18 protein-coding genes and 1 pseudogene are annotated in these 14,486 nt (G+C 59.0%); 1 reads left to right on the top strand and 18 read right to left on the bottom strand.

The features are described 5' to 3' along the window. Window positions 1–163 precede the first annotated feature (163 nt). The 6 genes from AX725_RS20135 to AX725_RS20115 all read right to left on the bottom strand — a co-directional run bounded on the left by AX725_RS20135 (window position 164) and on the right by AX725_RS20115 (window position 5,200). The gene (locus AX725_RS20135; protein WP_066114630.1) at window positions 164–490 is read right to left on the bottom strand and encodes a hypothetical protein; all 327 of its coding nucleotides are present in this window, start codon (window positions 488–490) and stop codon (window positions 164–166) included. After that, the gene (locus AX725_RS20130) at window positions 483–2,282 is read right to left on the bottom strand and encodes an ATP-binding protein (RefSeq protein ID WP_156442031.1); all 1,800 of its coding nucleotides are present in this window, start codon (window positions 2,280–2,282) and stop codon (window positions 483–485) included. Before AX725_RS20130 ends, AX725_RS20135 begins: the two co-directional genes overlap by 8 nt. A 126-nt stretch (window positions 2,283–2,408) precedes the next feature. After that, on the bottom strand, window positions 2,409–2,861 hold the full coding sequence (locus AX725_RS20125) for a type II toxin-antitoxin system VapC family toxin (RefSeq protein WP_082737502.1): 453 nt from the start codon (window positions 2,859–2,861) through the stop codon (window positions 2,409–2,411). Further along, complete coding sequence (locus AX725_RS20740; protein ID WP_082737503.1) at window positions 2,861–3,130, bottom strand: type II toxin-antitoxin system Phd/YefM family antitoxin; 270 nt, start codon at window positions 3,128–3,130, stop codon at window positions 2,861–2,863. The genes AX725_RS20125 and AX725_RS20740 overlap by 1 nt, the downstream gene beginning before the upstream one ends. A 100-nt stretch (window positions 3,131–3,230) precedes the next feature. Next, window positions 3,231–3,866: a DUF7007 domain-containing protein gene (locus tag AX725_RS20120; protein WP_502685934.1), complete on the bottom strand. Its 636-nt coding sequence runs from the start codon at window positions 3,864–3,866 to the stop codon at window positions 3,231–3,233. A 47-nt stretch (window positions 3,867–3,913) separates the two neighbouring features. Beyond that, window positions 3,914–5,200 carry a DUF8535 domain-containing protein gene (locus AX725_RS20115; protein ID WP_066114638.1) on the bottom strand — a complete coding sequence of 429 codons (1,287 nt, stop codon included), beginning with the start codon at window positions 5,198–5,200 and terminating at the stop codon, window positions 3,914–3,916. Window positions 5,201–5,267: 67 nt separating this feature from the next. Between AX725_RS20115 and AX725_RS20110 the strand changes: the two genes are divergently transcribed. Beyond that, complete coding sequence (locus AX725_RS20110; protein ID WP_066114640.1) at window positions 5,268–5,765, top strand: hypothetical protein; 498 nt, start codon at window positions 5,268–5,270, stop codon at window positions 5,763–5,765. Between the two features lie 27 nt (window positions 5,766–5,792). Here the strand turns inward: AX725_RS20110 and AX725_RS20105 are convergent, their stop codons facing one another. The 12 genes and pseudogenes from AX725_RS20105 to AX725_RS21375 form a co-directional block, all read right to left on the bottom strand. Further along, window positions 5,793–6,143, bottom strand: a complete 351-nt coding sequence (locus tag AX725_RS20105) for a hypothetical protein (protein ID WP_066114642.1) — start codon at window positions 6,141–6,143, stop codon at window positions 5,793–5,795. A gap of 151 nt (window positions 6,144–6,294) precedes the next feature. Beyond that, window positions 6,295–6,561 (bottom strand): Txe/YoeB family addiction module toxin, encoded by a 267-nt coding sequence (locus AX725_RS20100; RefSeq protein WP_066114644.1) that lies wholly within the window; start codon window positions 6,559–6,561, stop codon window positions 6,295–6,297. Then, complete coding sequence (locus AX725_RS20095; protein ID WP_066114651.1) at window positions 6,558–6,812, bottom strand: type II toxin-antitoxin system Phd/YefM family antitoxin; 255 nt, start codon at window positions 6,810–6,812, stop codon at window positions 6,558–6,560. The genes AX725_RS20100 and AX725_RS20095 overlap by 4 nt, the downstream gene beginning before the upstream one ends. Before the next feature lie 95 nt (window positions 6,813–6,907). Continuing rightward, window positions 6,908–7,108 carry a hypothetical protein gene (locus tag AX725_RS20090; RefSeq protein WP_066114646.1) on the bottom strand — a complete coding sequence of 67 codons (201 nt, stop codon included), beginning with the start codon at window positions 7,106–7,108 and terminating at the stop codon, window positions 6,908–6,910. A gap of 16 nt (window positions 7,109–7,124) precedes the next feature. Next, on the bottom strand, window positions 7,125–7,748 hold the full coding sequence (locus tag AX725_RS20085) for a DUF6927 domain-containing protein (RefSeq protein WP_066119433.1): 624 nt from the start codon (window positions 7,746–7,748) through the stop codon (window positions 7,125–7,127). A 12-nt stretch (window positions 7,749–7,760) separates the two neighbouring features. Next, window positions 7,761–8,309 (bottom strand): hypothetical protein, encoded by a 549-nt coding sequence (locus tag AX725_RS20080; protein WP_156441999.1) that lies wholly within the window; start codon window positions 8,307–8,309, stop codon window positions 7,761–7,763. A gap of 46 nt (window positions 8,310–8,355) precedes the next feature. Next, entirely contained in the window at window positions 8,356–9,123 is a 768-nt protein-coding gene (locus AX725_RS20075; protein ID WP_066114006.1) for an SAM-dependent methyltransferase, read from the bottom strand. 113 nt (window positions 9,124–9,236) lie between these two features. Next, entirely contained in the window at window positions 9,237–9,503 is a 267-nt protein-coding gene (locus AX725_RS20735; RefSeq protein WP_081095480.1) for a WGR domain-containing protein, read from the bottom strand. Between the two features lie 639 nt (window positions 9,504–10,142). Further along, on the bottom strand, window positions 10,143–11,372 hold the full coding sequence (locus AX725_RS20070; protein ID WP_066114009.1) for a replication initiator protein A: 1,230 nt from the start codon (window positions 11,370–11,372) through the stop codon (window positions 10,143–10,145). Window positions 11,373–11,460: 88 nt separating this feature from the next. Next, window positions 11,461–12,516 carry a ParB/RepB/Spo0J family partition protein gene (locus AX725_RS20065; protein WP_066110817.1) on the bottom strand — a complete coding sequence of 352 codons (1,056 nt, stop codon included), beginning with the start codon at window positions 12,514–12,516 and terminating at the stop codon, window positions 11,461–11,463. A gap of 80 nt (window positions 12,517–12,596) precedes the next feature. After that, on the bottom strand, window positions 12,597–13,799 hold the full coding sequence (locus AX725_RS20060; protein ID WP_066114012.1) for an AAA family ATPase: 1,203 nt from the start codon (window positions 13,797–13,799) through the stop codon (window positions 12,597–12,599). 70 nt (window positions 13,800–13,869) lie between these two features. Next, window positions 13,870–14,486 (bottom strand): annotated as a pseudogene (locus AX725_RS21375) (hypothetical protein); the annotation flags it as partial.

The following is a 14,486-nucleotide window of genomic DNA, read 5'->3' as shown; positions in this document are numbered from 1 at the left end:
AGTTTGGTCCGCATCCGCCTTTGCTCGATCCGGGGATGTGAATACGGATTATGGTGCGCGGGCACGGCCGCGACCGGATACAAGTCTATGCACGGATAGTGCATCAGCTGACCTCGGAACGAATGAAGCCAATCCCTGAGCATTGCGTGTGCCCCCCACCGCGTCAACAGAAGGAACCGTTCAATGCGAACTTGACAAGCCCCGGATCATACAAATCGACTTTCATCAGCACCTTGATGCCATCGACATCCATGCTTGCAAAGTCTCGCTCGGGCGAATCCGGGGCGAAGGTGCAATGGCGCAGAGCGGCCATCAGCCGAGCCTGGGCCATCATGCTGTCTGCAACCGTGTCGCCACCGAATTCTGCAAGAAGCCCGGAGGTCATGACGATGCGGGCCGTGCGGTCACGGCCCTGGCGCGCGGCATCATTAAGCAGCGCGATGCGCTCGGTGCGTTGCCGAGTACACGAAAGGTCAGATGTGTCATGCATTGGAGGTCTCGCCCCGATCCAGAAGGCAACAAGCGGACAGCTGAACATCGATCGCGGTCCCGGGAGCGACAGTAATGGCAACCTGCCGGTCCTTGGGAATGACCCACAGGATGCCGGCGAGCGTATCGCGGATGCGCGCCGCGATGGCCTCGTCCTCGCCGAGCAGCACCCGGGCCGCGAGTTCGCGCGCATCGCGCATGAAGTGCTCGTGCTGGGTGTCCCAGGAGTCGGCCTCGCTGTCGTCGCTCGCGCAGAAACAGACATTCTCGATGAGATCGACCAACACATCAGGGGTCAGGTCCGGCCTCGGCACGTAAGCGATGCGGATCTGGTCGACGCCGCTGTACCAGCCATCTTCGTTTACGACGAAGGCGACATCTGCCGGGATCCGTTCCTCGCGCTGGGTCTCGGTGGCACGGTGGAAGACACAGAACCTCAGTTCGATCGTCTCGGCACGCACATGGTCCTGGAGCGGCGGGAAGCTGCCGTTCTCGGCAATGATGTGGTCGCGCTCCCCGGCTCCAACATAGAAGCGCACGTTACCGAGCTGATGCAGCGCGTCATACCAGCCATAGCCGGCGTATGCGGGATGGTTCTCGACGAGGTGCGGGCGCAAAGGGTGCTCGCGTAGCGCGCGCTCCAGTCCCTGTGCAATATCGGGCTCAAGATCCGCGACGAGGATCGTGTCCGCACCTGCCGCGACCTCCTCATACTCGACATTGACGTTGTCGCTTTCCGCGATGGCAGCATGCCAGCGGGGCAGGCAGGGCTCGGCCTCCGGCAGGGCAACCCCCAGATCGCGCGCTTCTTTCCAGTTCTCGACGGAAAGCCGGTGGTGGCCTCTGTGCGCCAGCGCGGCATAGATCGTGCGCTTGCACGCCGCCTGAAGCGCCGCAAAGGCGGCGTTCTCGACGAATTCCTTGCGCGCCGGGAGCACAAGGGCAAGGCCCGGGGTAGCCCCGATATCGAGCCGGGCATGGTAGGTCGTGCCGCCAAGGCTCTCCGAGACGCTGGCAAGCTTGCGGGTGAGCACCATGCCATGGAAGTTCGTGGTGGGATCCTGGTTGTATTCGCGCCCCTCGAACACCCCGATCTGGCTGCCGTTCCACTCGGCGATGTAGATCGCCTTGGCGAGAAAGTCCTCGCGCGGCACTTGCGCGCCATTGAAGAACACCGGCAGCGGGTAGAACTTCGCGACCTCGCGCAGAATCCGCTCGGCCGTCTGCTCGCTCACTCCGGGCATCAAGAAGGAGATGGTAGTTCCAACCGGGCGAGAATGGGGCCGCACGACAATGTCCTGCGCGCCGGTCCAGCCATCCGCGGGGACATGCGCCGACCATCCGGTGTCGGCATCGGCATGACGCGAGCTTATCCGGGTGTCCTTCCCCGCCAGACTGAAGACACCCATGCCTGCCGGGTCTTCGGCCTCATGGATGTGCTGGTTCCAGCCCGAATCCCCCAGCGCAATCATGGTCTGGGGATCGGCAACGCCGGATCCATCATCGACAAGGGTCAGTCGCGCTCCGTCCTGATCTGCGCAGCAGGTGATATCGATCCTGGAAGCGCCCGCGCGGCGACTGTTCTGGAGGAGCTCTCCCAGAATATCGCCGATGGTGCCGTTGAAGAGGCGCGTGACTTTGGTGATCGTCTTCGGGCTCACGCTGGGTCGGATGACTGTCGGGTTCATGGCAAGGGGTCCTTCATCGCACTGGTTCGCCCTTCCCCTCCCCCTTCCCTTCAGATCGGTGGCTTGGTTCGCGACCAGAGCCGGTTGGGCTTCGGGCCACGCCATCAGCGCATGTGGCCGAGACACCCGTATGCCTTGGACGTTAGATTGATCGCGCGGAGAGCGGCACCGAGCTCCGCTAGATCTTGCCAAGCGGGACAGTCGCTTGCACGCAAGCCTGAAGGCAAAAGCTCAACAAGCGATAACGTTTACATGACCTTGAGCCGCGTAATCGATGATCTTGCCGTCGCGCGTGATGATAGGAATTTGGTGGTGTCTTGCCGTAGCGATGACGAATCTGTCGGCAGGGTCACCGTGCAAGGGATCAGGCAGATGCGAGGACGCAATCGCAATGTCCGGAAGGAGTGGTGCCTCCTTGATACCAGGGCCGCCCATGAAGCGCGCGAACCAACTTTGCGGGTCGGGAAGAAAAGACAAGGCAGGACCGTTGCCGCCGCGAACGCGGCTCAACAATCCGACCTCCCATGCCGATGCGGGTGACACGAACACGCCTTCTGCCAGTGCGGCATGTGAAATGGCCGCGAGCGCCTCTTGGGCAAGCGAATCACCATTGGCGAGCCAGATGACCGCACACGTATCCAGCAAGACAGCGCCCGGTAATTCTGAAGGCTCTTTCTTCGCCATCACCTGTGCAACACGCCTTCACTTGCACCCAGCGGCTCATCGAGTACTGGCGAGAGGAGGTCAAACCCTTCGGGAATGCTCACGGAGCCAGACATAAAACCGTGCAGCGTTTTAACGGCGTCGGCCATGCTGGGTGGCGGCGTCAACACCGCAACGGCACGACCTCGCTTGGTGATGGTCACTTGATCAAGATCGCGACGTGCTAGTCGGTCGAGGATTGCAAGGCAGTTGGCCTTGAAGTCTGCCGCGCCGTAGGTTTCAGCTCGCACCTTACACTCCTATAGTCATGTGTTGTGACTGGTCATATACGATGACCATGTTATAGAGTCCATAAGCGATGGCGAACGCATCCTGTTTGGAGGGCATATTTCAGCCCACGCGTTTCGGTCGCAGGGCCTCAGGCATCGGGATCACTTCGTGCGCCGTATCGCGCAGCGCGGTGACCTCGCCGCGCGCCGCGTAGAGGTCCTTGGCGATGAGCGCGCAGACTTCGGCCTCGCCATAGGTTGGCCGGCCAAGGTGATCGACGCGCTCGACTTGCCGGGCAATCACGCCAACCTTGCCTTCCGGCACCCATTCGGCCCAATCGCCCCAGGCGCTGGTGACGCAGAATTCGCCGATCGCGGCGATGTAGGCCTTGCGCGTCCACAGGATCGCGCAAAGCTTCTCCTCTACGGCCTCGCCGGTAAAGGCGCTGAAGCGATCCGGGTGCCAGCATCGGGCAGTATCGCGCGCAAGCTGCAGGAAGCCTGCGGAGCAGGAACCTTGCCGTTCAAGCTCGCTGGAAAAGGCAAGGATCGGGAGCGCCCAATCGCAATCTTCTTCGTAGGACCCGCCCTCGATCTGTAGCGCCGGCGGCATGGCGGCCTGTCTCTGATCGGACAGAATGATGCCGCCGTGGCTGGCGGTCATCACCGACCAAATGCCCGGGCCAAGCTGATCGGCCTGTTGGACAGCACCCCAGATCGATGTCGATGGGCGCGGCGACGGAGCAAAGCATGGCATGAGCGAACTCTCCTTCTTCAGGTTCGCTCAAATCCTCCCCCTCCCCTTCACTCGAGAATGCGGCGGGCTTCGCTGATAATTGTTTGAGGGGTCACGCTGCTCACCGGCAGGGATACGACAAACCCGGCCTGACCGAGACGCTCGCGCTCGATGCTGCGTAGCTCAAGATAGTCAGCATCATCCGACTGCAGGATCTGGAGCGCGAACTTGCATTCAACCCCGCTATGCTCATCGAGCAGCGCCACCAAGAAATCCGGCCTCGCCGAGCCAGCATCCAGCGTGATGTCAAAGAGGACCTTCTTAACCGCCATCCTGACGCCAAGGCGGCGCAGTTCATACTGGGCCTGTTGGAGCGCGCGCAGCACATCGCGATCATGGTCGCGCTCGGCGGGCACGAACTGGTTTCCGCTGAACACAGGCTGGGCATAGGCCCGCAGCGCCAGGTATCCTTCACGCCGGCTGTGCTCGCCGACGACAGCAAGCACCAGAAACGGTGGCTCGACCTCGGCGCGGATGATCCCGGTGTGCTGGATGCGGTTGCGGATTTCGACGGTGCCAAGCCCCGTCACGACCTCGCTCGACGTCACCTCGCTCGCTTCGAGAAGCAGAAAGGCCTGCGGCGCAAACTCGGGCGGCCAGGTCTCGGCGGCAGAGCGTAACCGGGCATGGACACGCCGCTTCTCGTAATCGATGGCGTTGGTGTAGAGGTGATCCGACAGCCGAATGCCCGCCGCGATCTCGAGGCCCTCGGCTGCGCGCTTGAGGTGCCGCATTTCTGCGCTGATGGAGCCTTCGCGTCGGCCACTGGGCGGCAATTCGCGCAGCACGTTTGCGCCTGCCCTTTCGAGCAGCAACCAGAGTAGCTTGCCCAGGCGCGGGATCGCAACGCCGCGTGAGCGGTCGTCCGGCTCGATGTCTTCCGGCCTCTGTGCAAGCTTCTCCGGCGCCTTCTGGTGCGCGCTGAACAGGCCCTTGGGAAGGCCGATAGCGTAAAGCGAGTCCTTTGCGGTCTCACGGATACGCGGCGGTGCCTGGGGCAAATGAAATGGGCATTTGGCATCGTGGCCTGGCCGCGAGGTAAGACGCCTGAGATAATAGGTTTCCTGAAAACTGAGATAGGCCGCGCTCATCAGCGGCGGCGGTCGCTCTTCCCCAAGGCAATCGCAGGCGATCCACTTGTGGTTCTCGCGCGCGGTGGAGACCAGTGAGACCGAAGCGCGGTGGTCGGCCTCGCTGCCCCGGCCTGTATACCACCGCACCAGCGCAGCCTTCAGCTCGTCGCTGATGGCGACCCTGCCGGTCTTTCCTGTGGTGTCCTTACCTACCAGCCACATGCATGATGACGCCTTGACCTTGTCGTTTGTTCACGGTATGTTCATAATCTGCAGGAGCCCGTGAATAATGAACAAGGTCTTTGATATCGGCAAGTTCGACCTCGATGTCACGCTGCGCGACGCAGCGCTTGATCCCAATTGCCGTCCAACCAAGCGTATGCTCGCCAATGCCTCGATCGGAGTGGAGCCGTTCGATGCCTATTACTCAGCGCGCGAGCTCTATGAGACCTTGCAGGGCGTCTTTCAGGGTCTGCCCAATGCCAAGGCTCGGCTGACGCAGATCCTGTCCTGCCATTGCGATGACTATCAGCGCTGCCTCTACTATGCGCTGGCAGGCCGCGGGGTTGTCCAGATGCTCGACGATCTCGAATGGCTCTTCGAACTCCTCGGGCCGCGGTGCCAGATGTCGGGCCACATTCTGCACTCGGGCCAGCACCCGGCACCGATGGTCAACCCTTACGTCTCGTCAGAGCCCGATGGCCCTGTTCCTGCCCGCAACGCCGACTTTACCGAAGGCCCATCGTGGTATCTCGATCCCGGCCTCGGCGGGATGATCGCGAGATAAGCAGCCCAACAGTTGGACTGTTCACGCCTAGGCATGAACGCCAGCGTTAACCGCGTCGATAAAGGCCAACACATCTTCTGCTCGGCCAGATTGCACCAGTTCCATCGCAGTCTGTCCCGCGTACCCAGGGATCGGTTCGGAGCGATACCAGGCATAGGCAACTATGGCTGAGCCGAGCCTTGGCTCGATCTTGCTGAGCACTTCAACCATCTGGCGGATGCGGTGCTGGGTGCGTTCAGAAGCAATCGGCTCTTTGATCTGAAAAGCATCTTTCCCAAGACCAAGCGTTCGGGCGAACTCTCCGCTCGACGTATGCAGCAGCTCTACAATTTTGCGCGGATCAAACTCTCCATTTTCCGCACAATCCTGAATTACCATTGCACTCCTCCGACCTCGCATACGGCAAATTGTGTCAAAATGTGCCGAGGCAATAATGTCGTGACCTTATCAAATCACAGCCATCTGCTGGGTAAGCCCTCTGGCGCTTATGATACCGCATTTGCGCCGACTTCGAAAGCTGAGGTTAGCCTCAATAGTGAAACCGGCATTGGGCAATTTCTAGCTGTTGATCGCTACCCTTGCCGGTTACACGATAAACAAGGCGATCCTCCTTGGTAATCCGCCGCGACCACCAGCCCGCTAATGACCCTTTCAGCGGTTCAGGCTTCCCGGTCCCCTTGAACGGTGTTCGCTGGCACTCTTTGATGAGGTCATTAAGCCGGCCGAGAGTCTTCTCATCGACCTCTTGCCAGTGAAGATAATCCTCCCAGGCATTGTCGGCAAAGACGAGCTTCAAGGCTCAATCAGCCCGCGCTCATTGCCGCCTTCACCATCCAGTTGCTCGATCGACTGCCTTAGGCGGTCGGAATTGGTGCGGTTAGAAACGAGGTACATGGTCTCCTCGATCGCGTTCCAATCTTCGAGCGAGACCATCACGATCGACTCTGCTTTCTGGCGGGTGACCACGACATGTGTCCGGTCACTGACCACTTGATCCATAATGCCTTTCAGATTGGCGCGCGCTTCTGAGTAGGTGATAACGTCCATGGCTTCATCCTTTCCCGAAACATTGTACTGATATTCGTACAATTGCAAGCGTGAACAAGTGATGAAGGGCAAGAGCCCCATTTTCCCGGGACAGCCTACAGGACGACAACCTGCAGCTCGATCAAACCGGGCACGCCCTGCTCTGCAGGCAAAACACAGAAGGGCTGGAGCTTGCTATCCGTCCTCACCACGGCATGACTCTGCCCGGAGTTTGCTGTCATCCGGATGGCAAGGCGCTCGGCATTGGCGCGTCCGCACAGGATCGCCCTTCTGGGATCGAGGCTCTGAGGCAGCATGGTCACCTCCCGAGCGTTACGGCGTTGCCGGGAAGAATGTGCGCGGCGCACGCTTGGGTGGCACGACCTCGAACCGGCGCTCCATCAATCTGCTGATGCGGAACTGGCCTCGCCCATCGGGCGTGCTGAGTTCAATCTTCGCGCCGCGCTTTGTCACCCTGAATTCGGCGTGTTCGCTCCCGTCGGTGAACTTCATGGGTTCAGGCAGCCGGATCATGTCTCCATCGGCGATCTTGCGTTCCTTGAGGCGCAGATGGCGGTAGCACCGGTTGCGCCAGTCGAGGGCATAAGGGTGATTGGTTGGTCCCAGTTCCTCGAGGATACTTCTGGGACACCCGGCCTCCACCGGCCCGGAGTTTTCATCCATGTCCTTGTAACCGAACAGGAGGCCGTCTGCGGCCTTGGGGTTCCAGCGCACCAGACAGATCACCGCGGAGATGGCGTGGGTCTGGTTGTTCGATCCATAGCGCTGGACAGCTGCGTAATAGGCCCCGGTTGTGGACACGCTTCTGATGACCCGGCATCCTTCAAAGGTGCCGGTTTCTTCATTTTCGCGCTCCCATGTGAGCTGATTGTCGAGATAGGCCTTGGGAGTGTCGAAGCCCCCCATTCCGGCACGGTGCATGTAAAGCCAGCCCATGCGTGTTCTCCTTCAGATGAGCCCCGGCTGCGCCGGAGGTGCGATCTTCAATTCGCGCGCGATCCGCGCCGTGAGTGCGGGAATGTCTGCAAGGGCGGTGATCGGCGCTTTGCGCATCACCGCGCCAGGCGGTTTCCAGAACGGGTTGCGCCAGGCCAGACCCGGCTCACCAAACCGTTCCGGACTGATGCGGACATAGATCCCGTCGGCTTCCAGCACATGCTCGCCCGCCAGCTGTTCCTGCGAGGTGTAATAGCTGATGCGGTAATCGGCGTGCTCGAGCCCTATTCCTGCTGCGATCTGGCGCAGCGCCCTCGTGCCCTCGCGCCGGTAGTGGCGCAGTTCTTCGGGACGATAGTCGATCCCGCGTTTGACCAGCGCAATGATCGCAGGCCTGTGTTTGAGCTCGGCAAGGCGTTCGATGCACTGGGACCGCAGAGCCTGGTCGTCTGCCTCACATTCGGTCGGCCTTCCGTCAGCAATGCGTTGAAGGTGGCGCGTCAGCAGCAGCACAGCCGGACAGGTTGCGGCCTGCCGGCCTGCAAGGCGAACATCATCCACGGCCTCGTTCAATGCTCGCAGCGCATTTTCGAAGGTTGTCAGTCCATCAGGCTGGAGTGCGCGGCGGTAAGGTGTCTTCGTAGATTTTCGCAAGCTTTGCGCTCGTCGTGAACCAGTCCGGCATGATCGCGACGATCCGCCCCCCCTTCCCTAGCCGCGTGATGGCAGCGCGCAGGTGACGCACCGCTGCGAACTCGTCTGTTCCTCGTCCCATTGATCGGGAGAATGGCGGGTTCATCAGGATCAGGCTTGGCTGCACAGCCGCGTCGAGATGCGAAGCCAGCATGGCCCCATCGATCCCTGCCATGGTGGCCTCGGGAAACAGCAGAGCCAGCTTTTCACGCCTGCGCGGTTCGATTTCGTTGAGATGTAATGCGCTGACATCGGGCAAAGTTGCCACCAGAGCGCCATGTCCGGCGCTCGGCTCAAGAACGATATCGGTTGCAAGCGGCTGCGCCAAAATCACGGCCAGGCTTGCGAGGTCTGCGGGCGTCGAGAATTGCTGATACCTGATCTGGTCTTCACTTCTGACCGTATGTGTCGGCAGTGCCTCGATAAGCGCACTGATCTCCGAGATCTGGTGCAGCATCTGAGGCTTGTTCAGCATTCCGGCCATGTGGCGCGTCAATGCCGCCTCGAGCAGGTCAAAGGCGTCCCTCTGGCTCCAGGTGCCGTTTGCGGAGCCCTCCCCGTAGAGCTGGCGCATCGTCTCAAACAGGCGTTGCTTGTTCGCCAGTCCGGCTGCGATGGCGTGCTGGATTTCGGTGATTGCTGCGTCCAGCTTCTGGCTGGATTGTTCAAAAAGGTCGGTCACGGTCTGCTCCTGATGCTGAACCGCATCAGGCCTTCCCCCTCTCCCTTTGGCGAAACTGGGGAGTTTTTGGAGAAGTGTTCAGCTCTGAAGAGCCACCTAATTGTTGAGGGAAGTCACTCGACTGCCTGGTAGCGAACACCAATCCGCTTAAATGCGCTTTCGCGCCGGATCCGGATCTGCTGTGCGATTGTGTCTGCCTGTCTTCTATCTGGAAAGCTGGTGGTCACCCCCTGCCCTTTCGTACCGATTCGTCCCCAGCGCCGCTCAACGGTTGTCCAGCCAAACAGATCCGTCTCAATCCAGAGATGATAGTCGCGCGCGACGTTGCGGGACGGGTCTATTGCTTGCCAATGCCATGACTGGTTCTCTGGAGTTTCCATTCGGAAATAGTGCCAAGATCATTTGCGGTCGGTCCAATTGGAATTCTGAATCACAGAAGCCTCTGTGATTCAGGGACTCGATTTTGCTTATGAAAGCTGGGGTGCCGATCGAAGACTGTTCCCCGCTAGGGCAATGCGTCGTCCGAAAAGGAATGTGGGCCCACGTAAGGTTCGCTCTTGCATTTCGTCATCAATATATTCTGGAAAAACTATAACTTCCAACGGGTTAGATGGGTTACAGTTAAGTTAGACTAGTTAAGAGGCCGATGTGATGCTGCGACTCGCTGTATTCTCTGATGATTTTCCACTGCGCGGTTCCCGATGTGTCGGCATTGTGTTCCTGAAAGTTCGAAGGCGTGTTCCCGAAAGTTCGCTTTTGCGTTCCCGATGTGTCGGTGACCATTCGAAACCGTTCTCAATGTGTCGAGAAACAGGATCTGGAGGCCAGATGCCCAGAGAAATTGAATCATTATCGCGGTGACATGCTGGTAAGAGCTTCAAAGGACGCTTGCTGGGTGTGGCTTTCGCGGCTGATGCCGATTCGACACGACACATTTGGAACGCACCATCGATGGGAACCCCGAGTGGATGGCTTATGTCAGCGGCGCTTGGCGCAGATTTTTATTCAAATCGCGTTGGTTACCTGCGTAACTCGTGTTTGTGCTTTTCATGGTGGCGCTTCACCCATCCGATGAAGGCCTTCTGCCAGTTTACAGGTGTCCTTGCCGGATCGGCATTCACCCAGCTTTCGAATTCGGCATGAAGAGCATAGAGGTCCCAGCCTGGGCATTTTTCCCGCAGATAAGCCATCGTTTCATCTGCAATAATACCTCGCGTAGCCTTGTCGGAGAGTCCCGCAACTGCGGAGCGGACAAGCGACCGAGCGTCAAAGAATTGAACCTCTACGGCTTCTGTCGCCTCGGATGCCGGCGGTTTGCGCTTTGTTACACTATGATCTTTCCCCGGGGAATAAACGGGAGAATGCGGTGCAGGCATGTCTTCCGAAGGTTGGCTATTCGTCTTTGCGGCAGCCTGATCGTCCAAGCGGATCATTCGGAGAAGCGGCTCGCTGCCCTTCCCTTGCTCGATCAGGAGTCGATAGCCTGGCAGATCATTTTTCTCCGCCAGTTTGATAACTTCGAATTTGAAGCGCCGATACTCGCCTTCTGCGCCGGATTTTTCAAATAGGACAGGCATGGAGATTGCAAAGCCGGTTTGACCAGCGCCGCCAGCATGCTTGCGAGCCACTCTGTATAACCAACGTTCACGACCCCCGGTAATATCGAAGTAGGCGCGGTCAATGCTAAGCACTCCGCCTTTCATCATCACGCCTTCCCAGAACCAGTTCGATAGCTCGAGCGTCATTCCGCGGCTGCGCTCTGTCTTTTCGTCGACGAGCTGAGTCCAGCCATCCAGCCAGCTGAACGTGGCTTCCCTGCGGTTCTCAGCGCGGATGTTGGTCTTGATAGTTGTTGAGACCAGGCGATCCAGAGCTTGGCCTAAAAGCTCATAGGCGCGGCCCGTGGTCGGTCGACCGATCGCACGCAACAAGTCGTAAGGCATGATGTGGAGCTTGCGTGGGACGTCATTGACCCCTCGCCGGGCCATGTCAGCAAGCTGGCTAGCACAATAGATGAGAATGTCGGCGTCCCAGATCGTAGCCATGCCGTAGTCGGGGTTGGAGCTGACATGTACCCATAGCTTGCCGTCTGGCGCGGTATATTCGATCGGCTTGACCCGTTTGCGCTTCGCAAGCGAGAAAAAGGGCCTTTCCATCATCTCGCGTTGATCGCGCAGTGGGAGGTCGGCCAGATAGGGCAGGAACAGATCGAACTGTTCCGAGACGCTCTTCTTGCTGGCGCGCGTCATTTGAGTGACGCCTGTTGTCCGCGATGATTATTCCCCGGGGAATAATCCTGATGGGGGGCGGTCCTGACCAGATGGGGGAGGGCGGTGCTCACCTTTGCAGGCCCCCGCCCTCAGCCGTGAGTGTTTCGAGCAGAATTCGGACTTTGGCCAGAAGGTCATCGTCTGAAAGGCCGTGCCCAGCGTGAAGCCGCAAGGTAACGCCTTGTCGATTGACGCGCTGAAGGCTTACTGCTGGCCGGTCATGCGCTCCTGGAATGACAATCTCTCTGGGTTCGGTCGGCGCTTCATCGGACGTCAGCAGGATTCTGATGACCTCTTGGGCGGAAAGCGTCGCCTTGCCCGCACTTCGAAGGCGCACTTGCTTGTCTGCAAGCCCTTTTGCAGCTTTATGAATATGTGGCGCCCGCTTTGGGTCACTCAAGGCTTGAGCCAACGGATAAGCGGGCTTTAGCTGAACGTCGGCAGGGGATGCGAATGCTGCGATCACGGCGTCGGGGATCGCAGCAACCTTGATCATTTTGGAAAGCCAACTCTGAGAAAGTTTGAGCCGTTGCGCCATGCGCGACTGGTGGTTGCCGTAATGTGTCTTCAGCGCTGCCGCATAATTGCGCGCTCGCTCAAGATCGGAGACGTCCTTGCGGGCCCGGTTCTCGATGTCCGCGAGGCGGAAGGCGGCTTCGTCATCGAGGTCGGCCACCTGCGCGAGAAATTTCATATCTGGGTAGGAGTTCTGCCGCAGCCATGAAATTGACCAGTGGCGCCGTGTGCCTGCGATGACTTCATACTCGAATGTCGGGTCGCCATCGATCCGCCGAACAATCGCAGGAACCTTCTGACCGCCTTCCGCAATGATCGCATCGATCAGGTCGCGGCAGTTCTCCTCACTCAAATGACCATATGAACGAGCGTTTCCGACCCAGGGTCGGACGCGTGCGGGATCCAGCGCAATTTGCGTAACTTGCCGGACTTCGCCGCTGGCAACGCGGGCGAGAGCACTTTCCCGACCGAGAAGTGAATTTCGCCGCGATCGTTCTTGGCGCGCGAACGACGCCACATCTTCCTCGCCGTCAAGCGGGGTTGCAGATCCGTCGCTACCGTCGTCTGCAAGCAACGATGTCAGGTAATCCTTCTGTTTCTTTGCCATCGGTGGTCTCTCAAATTTCCGCCCAGAAAGCGGCCGCGCGTTTCTGAAGGATTGTAGTCGGAGGGGCAGGGGCTGCTCGGTTATCCATTGACCAGCAGTGCCTCATCAATGGCCTGAGTTCGTCCCCAGCCTTGCCGTACGAGTTGCTCGACTTGGCCAAGTGCCTCATCGAGATTCGATCTGCAGCGTTTGTGCGTTCTTGATGTGCCGATGGGTTTTTCAAGCTCATAAACAGTCATCATGCGTAGCGCGGCGTGGCTAATTTCGGCGCTTTCGAGGATCGGTACCGGCAGGAGGGCGGGGCCGAAGCTCTGCTCCATGATCGCGCGCACCATTTCGTGGCTCGGATCACCGCTATCGAACTTCGAGCACAGCAAGCGAACAAAATTGTACTCAACTGTGACGCCTGCTTCGATGAGTTGTTCGATTACCTGATCCATCATGGATAGGAATTGGACCGTCGAGCAGAAATCCGGCGTTGTTGCAGCCAAGGGCACGAGCAGTGAATTCGCGGCTTGCATGACCGCGAGCGAAATTGTCCCAAGGGCTGGGGGAGGATCGAGAATGACCACATCGTAATTCCGCCCAAGGTCGATAAGTCCCTGTTTGAGCTTACGGAAGCGTGCCGCGAGCACATTTTGGCCATCAGCCCCAGAAGCAGCAAGCTCATACTCGACGTCGAAGAGTTCCAGATTCGACGGGATCAGATCGACGTTGGGCCACGGGGTGTTCTTGACTGCGTAAAGAAGGTCCGCCTGCGTCGGGTCAATCGACAGATAAGGATAAAGCGTTTCTTCGCGCGTAATGTTGAAGTGCGGATTGAACCCGAACAGGGTGGTCGTGGTTGCCTGACTATCGCAGTCGACTACAAGAACGCGGTAGCCCTGAACGGCAAAGTAATGGGCTAGGTGGGTCGTTACGGTCGATTTTCCCACGCCCCCTTTGAAGTTTTGAACTGCGATGATGGCCGGGGTGTCTTTGGGGGCGCGCGCCGGGCTTGCATCAAGCACTTTGCGCATGTGCAAAACCTCCTCGATCGTGTATCCCAAGCGCCTTCCATTTTCGCCAGATGGCGGGGCGGGGAGGCGGCCGTCTTCCTCCGCCATCCGAATCCTGTTGGTAGAACAGCCAAGCAATTGCGCTGTATCAGCGATGCCAAACCTGATGTTGAGGCCTTTGCGACTGTCAGGCAGAAAAGCCTTGCGGCGGAGTCGCTCGATCATGCGCTCTCCTGCTTCAGCAAGATCACCGATCTGACCCGCTATTGAATCTGAATATGCCATTCAAAAGATCCTTGAAGGTTTTGCGACACCCAGATATCCGAAAACCTTCAATGCGGCAAGCTAGCCACACTCAAGCTTCAGGTTGATCAAATCGGGCATTGATTATGTTCTGCTGAGGCCGCAATGCGCCATCGAGCTGTCTCAATGAAACGAGTTTGGACATCACAAGAGCGCTTGCCGCTTGAGACGCCGTCCGTTTTGTAACTTGAAGCGCTCTGGCGAGTTCAGCTCTGTTTAATGGCCCAAGACCGATCAGTATTTTCCAAGCTTGCGGGGCAGTGGAGGACGCTTTAAGGTGCGACAACGCTCCTTGCCCCCGGTCAAGGCCTGCCCGCATCCTTTCAATATCTTCGGCCGCACTCGCGCTGGCTCCATCAAGCGCACCTCGCAGCGCCGCAGGGAAGGGCTCTTCCCGATGTTCCTTGAAGAGTCGCCGCGGCATTGTGCCTGCGAGCACAATCGGCGCGGAACCCAGACCGAACAGGTGAGGGCGTATCGCTGCCGACAAAGAAGCGGCCCAGGCCGCGCCGCGCGGTGATGCGCGCGTAATGACGATACCGCCAGCCTGGACCGTTTCGCTGCCGCCTTCAAGAAAGTCGATTTCTTCAGTTCGCAGCTCCGCCAACCATTCAGGGGTGACTACACGAAAGTGACGTATCTGCACGGAAAGGGCGAACGGATAGCGAA

This window comes from Blastomonas sp. CCH9-A1 (assembly GCF_001557175.1).
GTDB lineage: Bacteria > Pseudomonadota > Alphaproteobacteria > Sphingomonadales > Sphingomonadaceae > Blastomonas > Blastomonas delafieldii_A.
This window is presented reverse-complemented; position numbering and strand designations above follow the sequence as displayed.